Annotated in this window: 10 protein-coding genes; 8 read left to right on the top strand and 2 right to left on the bottom strand. The window is 39.9% G+C overall.

The genetic code is table 11. The features are described from left to right. Positions 1-90 precede the first annotated feature (90 nt). From BW961_RS01815 to ric, 3 genes are all read left to right on the top strand, one after another. A complete protein-coding gene (locus BW961_RS01815) occupies positions 91-768 on the top strand; it encodes a hypothetical protein (RefSeq protein WP_068589753.1) in 678 nt (225 codons plus the stop codon). A 42-nt stretch (positions 769-810) separates the two neighbouring features. Further along, on the top strand, positions 811-1,269 hold the full coding sequence (locus BW961_RS01810) for a hypothetical protein (protein WP_068589755.1): 459 nt from the start codon (positions 811-813) through the stop codon (positions 1,267-1,269). A gap of 132 nt (positions 1,270-1,401) precedes the next feature. Continuing rightward, positions 1,402-2,121 (top strand): iron-sulfur cluster repair di-iron protein, encoded by a 720-nt coding sequence (gene ric / locus BW961_RS01805; RefSeq protein ID WP_068589757.1) that lies wholly within the window; start codon positions 1,402-1,404, stop codon positions 2,119-2,121. Between the two features lie 131 nt (positions 2,122-2,252). On the opposite strand, the gene BW961_RS01800 is transcribed toward ric, so the two are convergent. Beyond that, positions 2,253-4,013 (bottom strand): sulfatase family protein, encoded by a 1,761-nt coding sequence (locus BW961_RS01800; protein ID WP_068589759.1) that lies wholly within the window; start codon positions 4,011-4,013, stop codon positions 2,253-2,255. A 252-nt stretch (positions 4,014-4,265) separates the two neighbouring features. Between BW961_RS01800 and nirB the strand changes: the two genes are divergently transcribed. From nirB to BW961_RS01785, 3 genes are read left to right on the top strand one after another with little or no spacing between them, the layout of a single operon-like run. Beyond that, positions 4,266-6,707 (top strand): nitrite reductase large subunit NirB, encoded by a 2,442-nt coding sequence (gene nirB / locus BW961_RS01795; RefSeq protein WP_068589761.1) that lies wholly within the window; start codon positions 4,266-4,268, stop codon positions 6,705-6,707. A 37-nt stretch (positions 6,708-6,744) separates the two neighbouring features. Further along, positions 6,745-7,071, top strand: coding sequence for a nitrite reductase small subunit NirD (gene nirD / locus BW961_RS01790; RefSeq protein ID WP_068589763.1), 327 nt, complete (start codon positions 6,745-6,747; stop codon positions 7,069-7,071). Between the two features lie 56 nt (positions 7,072-7,127). Next, entirely contained in the window at positions 7,128-7,919 is a 792-nt protein-coding gene (locus BW961_RS01785) for a formate/nitrite transporter family protein (RefSeq protein ID WP_068589765.1), read from the top strand. A gap of 115 nt (positions 7,920-8,034) precedes the next feature. On the opposite strand, the gene BW961_RS01780 is transcribed toward BW961_RS01785, so the two are convergent. Then, positions 8,035-8,751 carry a Crp/Fnr family transcriptional regulator gene (locus BW961_RS01780; RefSeq protein WP_068589767.1) on the bottom strand — a complete coding sequence of 239 codons (717 nt, stop codon included), beginning with the start codon at positions 8,749-8,751 and terminating at the stop codon, positions 8,035-8,037. A gap of 339 nt (positions 8,752-9,090) precedes the next feature. Here BW961_RS01780 and adhE point away from each other — a divergent pair, with 339 nt between their 5' ends. Then, the gene (gene adhE, locus BW961_RS01775; RefSeq protein ID WP_068589768.1) at positions 9,091-11,703 is read left to right on the top strand and encodes a bifunctional acetaldehyde-CoA/alcohol dehydrogenase; all 2,613 of its coding nucleotides are present in this window, start codon (positions 9,091-9,093) and stop codon (positions 11,701-11,703) included. A 264-nt stretch (positions 11,704-11,967) separates the two neighbouring features. Beyond that, positions 11,968-14,229, top strand: coding sequence for a formate C-acetyltransferase (gene pflB, locus BW961_RS01770; protein WP_068589770.1), 2,262 nt, complete (start codon positions 11,968-11,970; stop codon positions 14,227-14,229). Positions 14,230-14,259 lie beyond the last annotated feature (30 nt).

Genomic DNA, 14,259 nt, shown 5'->3' with positions numbered 1-14,259 from the left:
TTGTTATCTGTCTAAGGCCATGCACCATATTGAGGAAGTTGTAGTATAATTGGAAAAAAATGATTTAACCGTATTGAAGGAGGGAATGAATTGCGAGAACTAGTGCCCGCCCATGAAGTCGTATATGGTAAAGAAGATATTGCTGAACTTGAGAATGCTTCGATTAAAGTTCAAGATGTCTATGATAAAGCGTTAGCTATGCTCCGTCGTTATTTACCTCAGTTGGTATGTAATGATCCAGATTCGCACAATTCTACTCGTTCTCAAATGGTAACAGATCAAGGTGTTTTTCAAAAATGGATTCAAGGCCCAAAGGGTTGGAAGTGTATCGGTTATGAATGGCAAACTGACGTGGAGCATAATGTGGAACAAGCATATCTACCAAATGCCCAATTACAAAGTATGATTCTACAAATCATGATATGGTCTCAATTTGAAAAGATCATTCTACTTCACCCCTTTTTGGGGCAAGAAGCCTTTTATAATAAAGAAGAACTAGAGACAATCTCTTCGTACTTCGTACCTACTTATACTAGTGTTACTCCTCTTATTGAACTCGGTAAACCCTACAAAAAACACAAAACGAAGCTTCCGATCTACCAAGAACTCATTCCAGCACCCTCTCTATTGATCCAATCTGAAGGCATTCCGTTAAAAGGCACATGGATGACGGGTGTATATGTTAAGCAAGCAAGTTTTCAGAGAATTGGCCCGTATATCAAAAATAGTAATGGATACAGAACATTCATGGAAGCGTTGATAAATTGAATCCACAAATAATTCGACAGGTATCTCAATAGGGAAGCATTAGTGAATAGCGAAATAATAGAACTTACACAGCAAGGCATGCAAGGAACGAATATCCAGTCCATTCACGGAGTTACATTGGATCCGTCACTACGCTGGGCTATTAGTATCAATGGAGATCGTATAGACGCTGGCGATTGGGACACAAAAGTGAATAATAATGATGTTATTTCGATATCTATCCTATTTTCAGGTCATGTGAAGGATGTAGAAATCGTCATTGAGAGTGTAAACGGGAGTAGGCTACAACCAGAACTTACGCATTCATATGTAAGTCCATATACACAAGAAGTCGTGATTAGGAATCTATTGAAACAAAGTGGAATTGTCGTATTAAGTGATAATAGTAAAACGATCAGTACAGTACAAGGGTATAATCCGAAAGCTAATGAAAAGTGGATTCTAAAAGTTAATAATAAGCTTCTTAATGCAAATGGATTGGATATGAAACTTAAGCCTTAGGATGAAGTCACAATGGAATTGAATAATTCATAGATTAAATATATATTTCGTGATTAGAATCACAAGCCGTTCTTTCTCCTAGGTGTAGCCTGAATAGGTAGATCAAGAAAAGATACCTAGGAGGAATTTAGAATGTCAATTGAGCCCCTTGTTTTTAGTGTTAATCATATCGTAAGTGATATTGTTATAAAGTTTCCAAAGGCCAGTGACTATTTCCGAGATCATAAGATTGATTTCTGTTGCGGCGGTAAGCGTCCACTCATGGAGGCTGTTCAAGAGAGAGGTCTGGACATTGATCAAGTACTAGAGGAGTTACATTATCTAGCTGCTAACCATTCAGGTCTGGATGATGATATTGATGGAATGAACCACTTTGTTGAAATGGACTCTCCATCTTTGATCCAATATATTGTGAGTAAGCATCACGATTACTTACGCAAGGAACTTCCTGAAGTCTACAAGAATGTTGCGAGGGTTAACCAAGTTCATGGTGATCATGATCTTCATTTGGCACAATTGTATGTTCTGTATACAAAACTGAAGGATGAGTTACTTGAGCATACCACGAACGAAGAAGACCAAATTTTCCCGCGGATGGTTGATCGAGATCAATCATTTGAACAATCTGCTCAACAAGGTCTTTATGATTCGATTGTGGGATTAGAGGACGAGCATGACAAAGCAGGTAACATTCTAAAAGAAATCAGGGAATTAACGAATGATTTCACGCCGCCTACACATGCTTGTACTACGTACCGTATAACGTATGAAAGACTTGCTGAGCTTGAACGTATGACATTTGAGCATGTCCATTTGGAGAACAATATTTTGTTCCCACGTTATCAAGTCTGATTCTGAAATGTGTCGATTCATGGCATCATATACATTAGTAATAATTGTAAACAGACCTAAGAGAGGACACTATGTATAAGTGTCCTTTTTAGTACTTCCCTGAATGGCTGAAGTAGTGCAATAAGTATCCATTATGCGTCGGATTTGACGGGATATAAGCGCTTTTGTTTTCGCTGTTCTTCCAGTAGTCGCATCATCCATTGTTGAATGCTTCTGGTATGCTGCGTTGCAAATGCATGATGTGAAAGGTTGCGTGTTTCTAAAGGATCATCGGTTAAATTATATAGTTCATATTCATCACGAACCGGTTGCGTTTTGACTTGCGTGACCCAAAGGGTATCGCGACCGTGAGATGTTGGATCGATAGGCCTGACAGTTTCATCTTCTATCCCAGGATGACTCCAGAATTGAACGTTATCGAAATAGCGTGAGAACTTCCACAATTCTTTTCTGCCGTTCATATGGAGGTTCGTGATGATGGATTCGACGTGGTTAGGCTGAATAACAGATGGATACGCTTCTCCCAGCGGGTTTACTTGATGTTGACCTCGGGTAACATCGTCGTCGGTCATGAAGTAGATCGTTTCATCGGCTATTGCAGATGGATTCTGTCTTAAGATAAGAGGAGAGAGGTCGCGTCCCACGAAGGGATGGACTTCGCTGAAGTCACTTTTTAAGTGCTTCTGAATGTCTGCTATATTAATATTTGCAAGTCCGAGCATGGTAGGCAGGAGGTCCACATGGCTTGTAAGTGAATGAGAATGATTATGCTGCGGGAAAAGATGCTTTTGATGAATGACGAAAGGAACGTGTAGAGCCTCTTCGTAGGCACAGTAAAATTTCTGATGAAGGTTACCATGAGCACCTAATAAATCCCCATGATCAGATGTGAAAATAACAATCGTATTATCATAGAAAGAGGACCGGGTAAGCGCCTCGAATACCTTAAACATTTGCTGATCGGCATTTTTTTGCAATTGGTAGTAAAGCTTACGGTAAAATGACTGATCGATAATGGGCTGTAGAGCTCTTGGATAGATATCCCGATAGCTTGCTTGACAGCGTGGTTTCGTGATTAGGGGTTCATGTATGGTTGGAGGAGGAGCGACATCTGGCATGGGTTCTACTTCAAACCGAAATGTTGGCAGATGGGACGTCAGAGCGCCATATAACACAATATCGTGAGGGTTCACAAATGAAGCAACCATACACCAAGGTTTGGAATTCGTATCAAGAGTATTCTGGCGATCAAGTGATTCGATGAGTTCAACGACTTCTGCAGCATATACTTCGTCTCTACCACTTACGGGATTAGAAGCGGAGGAACCAGAATTTCTGGGGTCCTTGCCATGAGGCTCTGGACCGATCCAACCGGAAAAGCCAAAATTGTCTAAGCGATCGGCATGACTATATAATTGTCCTCTTTTTTTATCTGGTACTCCTGTCGATGGATTATAACTAGAAAGGCTTTTATGTGCCCCCGGAATGATAATATCTTCAAAGGATATATGCCATTTCCCTTTGTAGTAAGTCTGGTATCCAGCTGCGCGAAAATAATGGCCCATCGTAGGAACTGTGTTTCGATCTAACCATAACATATCAGAGTCGAAGGGTTCCTTGGCGATTCCGGTTGTCTGGCTAACGCCATGAAGCGACGGATAATGACCGGTGAATAGGGTAGCTCGACTAGGGCTACATGCAGTGCTCCCAACATAATGACTGTGGAATTCAATGCTATGTGACTTTAAAAGTTCTTGTGTAATAAGGTTTTGTTTGCGCCATTCTTTTATTTCAGCATTCTCATAAAGGGGAGGATACCGTTCTTCATCTACGAGAAATACTAGAAAGTTAGGCTTTTCAAGATGTCGAGAAAGAGGTTGAGTATCGTTCATGAAAACACATCCTCGTCAGATTTTAACCTTAGGTTATGTTGGGAATCCCTAAAACAGTATTGAATTTCAGGGAAGTTCTAACCACGCTGCAACATATGGAAAGAATATCAGCATGGAGTGTTCACTTTTTATACAAAATTGTGAACTTATTTGTGATTTCATTCACAAATAATGTGAATGAAATCACATTATAGGTATGTGAGGATGCTATACTGATTTTATAAAGCAAGGCACAGAAGGAGGTTTTCTAGAATGCAAACACCAAAAAGAGAAAAGCTTGTAGTTATTGGGAATGGTATGGCAGGAATAAGTACCGTTGAGCAAATTTTGAAACTAAGTGATTCATTTGATATTACGGTATTTGGTAGTGAACCACATCCTAACTATAATCGCATCATGCTCTCCTATGTTCTGGAAGGTAGCAAGACGGTCGATGACATTGTCTTGAACGACTGGAGCTGGTATAAAGACAATCGAATCACGTTGCATACGACAACAACGGTGAAGCGTATTGATGCGGTAAACAAGCAAGTCACTACGGATAATGGTGTGACAGAAGGCTACGATAAGATCATTATAGCGACAGGATCTAATCCATTTATTCTGCCGATTCCTGGTAGCGATAAGGAAGGAGTAGTTGGTTTTAGAGATATTAGCGACTGTAACCAAATGTTAGACGCTTCTCAGAAATATAATAAAGCTGTGGTCATCGGTGGAGGATTGTTAGGATTAGAAGCTGCTAAAGGACTCGTGAATTTGGGCATGGATGTAACAGTGGTCCATTTGATGGATGACATTATGGAACGTCAACTAGATCACAGCGCTTCGTCCATGTTACAAGCGGAATTGGAACGTCAAGGCATTAAATTCGCTATGGGAAGACAAACCTCTGAACTAATTGGAGAAAACCGAGTAAGTGGACTAAGGTTTAGCGACGGTAGCGTATTAGATGCAGAGCTTGTTGTAATGGCTGTTGGTATTAAACCAAACATAGGGCTTGCGAAAGATAGTGGTATGGAAGTAGAAAGAGGTATTGTTGTAGATGATTATATGCGTACTTCATTTGAAGATGTATATTCTGTCGGTGAGTGTACACAACATCGGGGAGTGTGCTATGGACTCGTAGCTCCGTTATTTGAACAAGGACATGTGTTGGCTAAACATATTTGTGGAGTAGACACATTACCTTATGAAGGTTCTATTGTGGCAACCAAGCTCAAAATTTCTGGAGTTGATGTATTCTCAGCAGGTGAGTTTGTCGAAGGACCGGAACACACCGTAATTTCTGCCAAAGATGAGTGGAAAAGAACCTATAAGAAAGTACTTCTTCGTGACAATGTCATTGTAGGAGCTGTATTATTCGGAGATGTAACAGAGTCTTCCAATCTGCAGAAGTTGATTAAGCAACAATCCGAAATGACAGATGATATTTATAATACAGTGATGGGAACAGGATGCTGTGGTGGTGGGGCTAAGAAACAATCCTCTGTAGAAACGATGGCTGATGATGAGATCGTGTGTGGATGTAATGGGATAACTAAGAAAACAATTGTAGATGTCATTACAGATCAGGGGTTAACGACGGTAGATGAAATAAAAGCATGTACTGGTGCAACCCGTTCGTGTGGAGGATGTAAACCCGTTGTTGAGCAAATATTGCAGTACGTTCTTGGCGATGGCTTCAAGGTTGCATCGAAACAAGGGATTTGTGGGTGTACATCGCTTGATAGGGATGAAGTAGTAGCAGAGATTACGGCCAAAGGTATGACAACGACACGTGAAGTAATGAATGTACTTGGTTGGAGTAATGCGGAAGGCTGCTCGAAATGCCGTCCAGCAATCAACTACTACTTGGGTATGATTTATCCAGAGAGTTATGAAGATGAGAAGGAATCGCGTTTTGTTAACGAACGAATGAATGCAAATATTCAAAAAGACGGGACCTATACAGTTGTTCCCCGGATGTATGGTGGCATTACAACACCAGAAGATCTTAAAAAGATAGCTGAAGTTTCCTTGAAATATGATGTTAAGGTCGTTAAGGTGACAGGTGGACAAAGGCTAGCTATGATTGGAGTGGCAAAGGGAGATATTCCTAAAGTATGGGAAGAACTTAATATGCCTTCAGGTTATGCGTATGCTAAATCGTTACGTACGGTCAAAACATGTGTGGGTTCTCAGTTCTGTCGATTTGGTACACAAGATTCCATGGCAATGGGAGAACTCTTAGAACGTAAATTTGAGCGTCTCGATTTACCTGCCAAATTTAAATATGCTGTGAATGGTTGTCCACGGAACTGTGCTGAAGCATGTACCAAGGATATTGGTATCGTTGGAAATGATGGAGGCTGGGAAATCTTTATCGGAGGTAATGGTGGGATTAAGCCTCGTATTGCTGATAGCTTCTGTAAAGTTAAAACGGATGAAGAGTTGATAGAGATTTGTGGAGCAATTATGCAGTATTATCGTGAAACAGGCAAATATTTAGAGAGAACTTCGGAATGGGTAGAACGGATAGGTCTTACACAGATTCAATCTGCGATATTGGATAATCTGGATAACCGTAAAGAACTCGTTGATCGAATTGAAATTGCCCTGCAACAGGTTGAAGATCCTTGGAGAAAGATGCTAAATGATGGCAAAACGCGTACAGCCTTGTATGAAGATAGTAAATCTGCCATTTTAGTGGAATAACTCAATAGTGTGTTGAATGGAAAGGGGAAGAGTTCAAATGGAAATGACAACAAATTATTATTCTATTGGTTCGATTGATGAGTGTTTAGTACAGGTAGGACGAGTGGTTATTATTGAAGGTCATGAGATCGCTATATTCCGCACTACGGATGGGAACGTATACGCATTGGAGAACAAGTCTCCACATCCTAAGGGAGGGCCATTGGCCGAAGCCATCGTATCTGAACATTATATCTATGATCCCCTATATGACTGGAAGATTGATCTAACGAGTGGAGCAGTGCAAGCACCAGATACAGGGCAAGTCGCAACATATCCTGTTATTGTGAAGAACGAAGAAATTCAAGTTGGTTTGTATGCATAACATTCTAGCCATGATAACAAGAAATAACGAATCAGATCATTTCAGGAGGTGGCCACTTGTATACACAAAGTGTAGAGACAATAGTAGATTCTGCAGTTAAAAAAAAGGAAAAGATGAACGAAAGTCTAATTCGCTATACGATTGCTGCTGCCTTAGCGGGTGCCTATGTGGGAATTGGGATTATCTTAATATTCACATTAGGTGCCCCTTTAGCCGCAATAAAGTCACCATTTCAATCTCTCATTATGGGAGGATCTTTTGGAATCGCACTCACGTTAGTTATATTTGCAGGTTCAGAGCTATTTACGGGTAATAATATGTTTTTTACAATGAGTACATTAGCAGGGAGAACGACAGTAAAAGATACACTTAAGAACTGGAGTATTGTTTTTATAGGTAACGTACTTGGAGCTATTGTACTTAGCTTATTAATTCTAGGCGCGGGTCTGTTCAAGGGGATACCTGCTGAGCATCTTCTCTTTGCGGCAGCAGCTAAAAAGATGCACCTACCTATAATGGAACTGTTTTTTCGAGGTATTCTTTGTAACTGGTTGGTATGTCTAGCTATTTGGATGTCCATGCGGGCCAAGGAGGAAGTCGCTAAATTAATCCTTATCTGGTGGTGTCTATTTGCATTTATTGCGAGTGGTTATGAGCATAGTGTGGCTAATATGACGTTATTAAGTATTGCTACGTTACTACCGAATCACCCAGAAACCATATCTGTTGCTGGATGGTTACATAATATGATCCCGGTTACTTTAGGTAATATTGTTGGGGGAGGTCTGTTCGTTGGTATGGCATACTGGGTTATTTCTCCAGTTCGAAAAATAAGAAATAAAACATAATCAGTGCAATGTGCTTACATGAGATTGTTAACAATTAATTTAATTTATTAGAGTAAATAAGGAGCCATATCGAATATCCGATATGGCTCCTTATGTTATTTTAGTATGAACAAGACTAGACCCGGCAAATTTCATTTGGGCAAAACTCACAGTGGCAGATTTCTTGAAGCATGGAGATATTTTTAATTACAATCATTCCGCTATCATATTCAACAGCATCCTTTTTCCGAAGATCACTAAGCATGCGATTGACACTTTCACGAGTAGCACCAATCATGTTGGATAAATCAGTATGGGTAATCTTTTTGTTTATTAGAATGTTATCTCCTTGTGGCTCACCATAAGTGTTACCTAGTCGGATTAACGTGGAGCAAAGAGCACCTGGTTTACCATACAACATCAAATCACGGAATTTAGTTTGTGTTAGACGATGGTGAATACCCATCCATTTCATGAAATCAATCGCAAATTCACAATGCTGACAGATCAATATTTCTAAATCTTTATGTTCGATGACACCAATTTCGCTTTCTTCTAGAACTTCAGCATTAAAGCTATGTTTGGTGCTAAAGAATGGATCTGCCTGGCCTACCATATCACCTGCTTGATACATATATAGGATGAGTTCCTTACCTTCGTCTGTAGATTTGGTTAGTTTTACGCGTCCGCGTTTAATATAGTATAACTTATCAGATAAATCGCCTTCCCAAAAGAGATGTGACCCTTCTGGAACAATACGGTCCTTCATACTTACTAGTAGATGGTTAAAGTTTGATTCGGAAAAGCAACTTGTATTTCCATGGGCCTCGATAACATTTAGATTTTCACTCATGATCGTTATCCCCTTATCTTTAATTTTCGGTAAATTTTAAACTAATTATACCGTTAAAAATCACATTTGTGGGAGATTAAAAGCGTCTATAAGTGGCAAATTTAAAAACTTTGTGATAAATTTCACTTTTTAAGGTTGATTTTATGTTGAAACGAAGAAAAGGGGAGCCCTTATTAATAATCTATATCTTTAAAGATTAAATATAAATGAAAACGCTTTTGTAAATAAAACAAAAAAAATATAAAGATTGTGAAACTTTTCACTATTAATCACTTAATGAATGTGTTATGATTAATCCAAGAAATAGGAAAACAAATATTGACAGGGGAGCTGAGAGAAATGGCAGTTAAAAACGAAGTAGTCCAGGAGAAGAAACAAGGAGCAGAGGAATACATTCAGTCCTTGATTGACAAAGCTAATATCGCTCAAGCAGCATTCATGGAAATGAATCAAGAACAAATTGACAATATTGTTCAAGCTATGGCACTTGCGGGTTTAGATCAACATATGTACCTTGCAAAGTTAGCAGTTGAGGAGACAGGCAGAGGTGTTTATGAAGATAAGATCACGAAGAATATGTTCTCAACGGAGTATATTTACCACAGCATTAAGTATGATAAAACTGTGGGCGTGATCGAAGATAATGAATATGAAAACTTCCAAAAAATAGCTGAGCCAGTCGGTACAATTATGGGGATTACACCGGTAACTAACCCTACTTCAACTACGATGTTTAAAGCACTCATTTCCATTAAGACGCGTAACCCAATCATTTTTGGTTTTCATCCATCTGCACAAAAGTGTAGTAGCGAAGCGGCTAGAATTCTTGTAGAAGCTGCTGTGAAGCACGGTGCACCAGCTAACTGTATTCAATGGATAGAAGAACCTACAATGGATAAAACAAACGTTCTAATGAATCATCCTGGTATCGCGCTTATTTTAGCAACAGGTGGATCCGCAATGGTTAAAGCAGCATATAGCTGCGGTAAGCCTGCACTTGGTGTAGGACCTGGTAACGTTCCTTGTTTTATTGAAAAAAGTGCCGATATTGATCAAGCGGTAACCGATCTTATTCTTTCTAAATCGTTTGATAATGGTATGATTTGTGCTTCTGAACAAGCGGTTATTATTGAAGAACCTATTTTTGATCAAGTGAAGAAGAAAATGATCGCGAATGGTTGCTACTTTGTGAACAAAGAAGAAGCTGCTAAATTGACAGCAGGCGCTATGAACGTTGAGAAATGTGCAGTGAATCCAGCCATTGTGGGTCAATCCGCATTGAAGATTGCTGAAATGTCAGGCATAACCGTTCCAGCGGGAACGAAGATTCTAGTCGCTGAAATTGAAGGTGTAGGTCCGAAATATCCGTTATCTGCTGAGAAATTGAGTCCTGTTCTAGCGTGCTATAAAGTGAAGAACGCTGAACAAGGTATCGCTCGTGCAGCTGAAATTGTTGAATTTGGTGGTATGGGTCACTCATCGGTCATTCACTCGAATAATGAAGAAGTTATCATGAAGTTCTCTGAACGCCTGCAAACAGGAAGAATCATTGTGAATTCTCCTTCGACACACGGAGCTATTGGGGATATCTATAATACAAATTTACCATCATTGACACTTGGTTGTGGATCTTATGGTCGTAACTCGGTTTCTACCAACGTGGGCGCAGTCAACTTAGTCAATGTGAAAAGGGTGGCGCGTCGTACCGTGAATATGCAATGGTTCAAAATTCCAAACAAAATTTATTTTGAAAAAGGCGCAACTCAATATCTTGCTAAAATGCCTGACATCACTCGTGTAGCTATTATTACAGATCCTATGATGGTGAAATTAGGATACGTTGATAAAGTAGAGCATTACCTTCGTCAACGTCAGACACCGGTTGCCATTGAAGTGTTCTCAGAAGTAGAGCCTGATCCATCGACAGATACAGTAGACCGTGGTACAGCAATGATGAATAGATTCAAACCTGACTGTATTATCGCGCTTGGTGGTGGATCACCAATGGATGCAGCCAAAGCGATGTGGTTGTTCTATGAGTATCCAGATACAGACTTCAACGGATTGAAACAGAAATTCATGGATATCCGTAAACGGATTTACAAATATCCACGTCTAGGTCAAAAGGCTAAATTTGTAGCTATCCCTACAACATCGGGTACGGGTTCGGAAGTGACTTCTTTTGCAGTCATTACGGATAAGAATCAAGGAAATACCAAATATCCATTAGCAGATTATGAGTTAACACCAGACGTTGCGATTGTTGACCCTGAATTCGTGTACTCTCTACCACGTGTGGCTGTAGCTGACACAGGTATGGACGTACTGACACATGCCATTGAAGCGTATGTATCTGTTATGGCCAATGATTTCACTGACGGACTTGCGATTAAAGCGATCCAATTGGTGTTCGAATATCTTGAGAAGTCGGCATTGGAAGGCGATAAATTGGCTCGTGAGAAAATGCATAATGCATCAACCATTGCGGGTATGGCGTTTGCTAACGCATTCTTGGGCATTAACCACAGCTTAGCTCACAAATGGGGCGGTAAATACCACACAGCTCATGGTCGTACGAATGCAATTCTATTGCCTCACGTTATTCGTTACAATGCGAAGAAACCAACGAAATTTGCTTCGTTCCCTAAATATTCGCACTTTGTAGCTGATGAACGTTATGCTGAAATTGCTCGCATTCTTGGATTGCCTGCACGTACGACTGAAGAAGGTGTAAATAGCTTGATCAACGCGATTCGTAAGATGAACAAAACGTTGGGTATTGAGGAAACGTTCCAACAACTTGGCTTTGATCCTAAGGAATTCGAATCAGGCGTTGACTACTTGGCAGATCGTGCATTTGAAGATCAATGTACAACAGCGAATCCTAAACTTCCTTTAGTTACAGAACTGGCAGATGTATATAGAGATGCGTTCTACGGCAGATTTGAATAAAGTTTAATCATTCAATTTACTTGAGAACGGAGTGACAAATATCACCTTGAAAGTGATATTTGTCACAGTTATTTTACAGGATTCAACGTAAGATTGATTGTAGATAGAGGCCCGAGGGTAATGACTTCTATCGTGACGATACCGCAGAATCAGATGTGAAAAAAGTTACAATGTTCTATCAGTTCTATGATCCAAAGAGACCTGAGATACCTTCAAACTCATGATCTCTAATACCAATATAAATATATAGATGGAGGGATTAATATGTCGGTTACAGAAAAAGAAATGAAAGATGTACAGTCAGGTTGGAGAGGGTTTCAGAAAGGTAAGTGGGCAAGAAAGGTTAATGTAAATGACTTTATTATCAACAACATTACTCCTTATGTAGGCGATGAAGCTTTCTTAGTTGGTCCAACACAGAACACAACTGACTTGTGGAAAATTGTATCGGATTTAACGAAACAAGAGAGAGAAAACGGTGGCGTGTTAGATGTTGATGTGAATACACCAGCTACGATTGTCTCCCATAATCCAGGATATCTTGATAAAGATAAAGAACAAATCGTTGGCGTACAAACAGATGCACCGTTCAAACGTTCCATTCAACCATTGGGCGGCATTCGTATGGTCATTGATGCGTGTGAAGAATATGGTTTCAAACTAAATGAAGAAGTCATTGAAATATATAGTAATATCCGTAAGACCCATAACCAAGGTGTATTTGATGCATATACATCAGATATGAGAGCAGCTCGTAAAGCGGGTATCATTACAGGACTTCCTGATGCATATGGTCGTGGTCGGATCATTGGCGATTATCGACGTGTTGCACTATATGGTATTAATTTCTTGGTTAAGGATAAGAAGAATGAATTGAATGACCTGGAAGTTGATGTTATTGACGAAGATGTTATTCGATTACGCGAAGAACTGTCGGAACAAATACGTGCTCTTGCTGAACTGAAGAAAATGGCTGAAATGCATGGTTTTGATATTTCAGAACCGGCTAAGACGGCTAAAGAAGCATTTCAATGGCTGTATTTCGGATACTTGGCTGCAATTAAAGAACAAAATGGTGCGGCTATGTCCCTTGGACGCGTCTCTTCATTCCTTGATATCTATGTACAACGTGATGTAGCTGAAGGTACGTTGACAGAAGAACAAGCACAAGAAATGGTTGATCATTTTGTTATGAAATTGCGTATGGTTAAATTCCTTCGTACACCAGATTATAATGAATTGTTCAGTGGAGATCCTACTTGGGTTACAGAATCCATTGGGGGAATGTCCGTTAATGGGCAGACACGTGTAACGAAGAGTAGTTTCCGTTTCCTTCATACGTTATATAACTTAGGTGCAGCTCCTGAACCTAACTTGACAGTATTGTGGTCAGAACAACTTCCAGAGGCATTTAAGAAATATTGTTCTAAAGTATCTATTGAAACAAGTGCGATTCAATATGAGAATGATGATCTTATGCGTCCGATTTACGGCGATGACTATGGTATTGCTTGTTGTGTATCCGCTATGCGTATTGGTAAACAAATGCAGTTCTTTGGTGCTCGTGCTAACCTTGCGAAATGTATGTTGTACGCAATCAATGGTGGGATAGATGAGAAATCAGGAGCGCAAGTAGGACCTGAATATCCAGCTATTACGGCAGATGTTCTGGACTACGACGAAGTGATGAAACGTTTCAAACCTATGATGCAATGGTTGTCTAAGCTGTATATGAACTCTCTTAACGTCATCCATTATATGCATGATAAGTATGCGTACGAAAGAATTGAAATGGCGCTACATGACCGTGATATTCTGCGCACGATGGCTTGCGGAATTGCTGGATTGTCTGTCGCAGCTGACTCACTTAGTGCTATCAAATATGCAACTGTTAAACCGATCCGTAACGAGAAGGGAATCGCAATTGATTTCATTATTGAAGGGGAATATCCTTGCTACGGAAACAATGATGATCGCGTTGATAGCATTGCCGTAGAACTTGTAGAAACGTTCATGGGTATGCTTCGAAAGAACAAGACTTATCGTAATGCTTTACCTACGCAATCCATATTGACGATTACATCTAACGTTGTATATGGTAAAAAGACAGGTACTACACCAGATGGACGTAAAGCAGGCGAACCGTTTGCACCAGGTGCTAACCCTATGCATGGACGAGATAAGAAGGGTGCGCTGGCTTCACTAAGTTCTGTTGCCAAACTCCCATATGAAGACAGCCTAGATGGTATTTCTAATACATTCTCAATCGTTCCTAAAGCATTGGGTAAAGAGGAAGAAACGCGTAAATCTAATCTCGTATCTATGATGGATGGCTACTTTGGTAGTGGTGCTCACCATTTGAACGTCAATGTATTCAATCGTGAACAATTAATTGATGCCATGGATCACCCTGAAGAATATCCGCAGTTGACTATTCGTGTCTCGGGATATGCGGTTAACTTCATTAAATTGTCTCGTGAACAGCAATTGGATGTTATCAATCGTACATTCCACGGTTCGATGTAAGAGGTAACGGGTAATATTTACTATACTTTT

This window comes from Paenibacillus macquariensis (assembly GCF_900156375.1).
In the GTDB taxonomy this organism is placed as follows: Bacteria; Bacillota; Bacilli; order Paenibacillales; family Paenibacillaceae; genus Paenibacillus_AQ; species Paenibacillus_AQ macquariensis.
The sequence above is the reverse complement of the archived record's forward strand: the minus strand, read 5'-3'. Positions and strand labels throughout refer to the sequence as shown.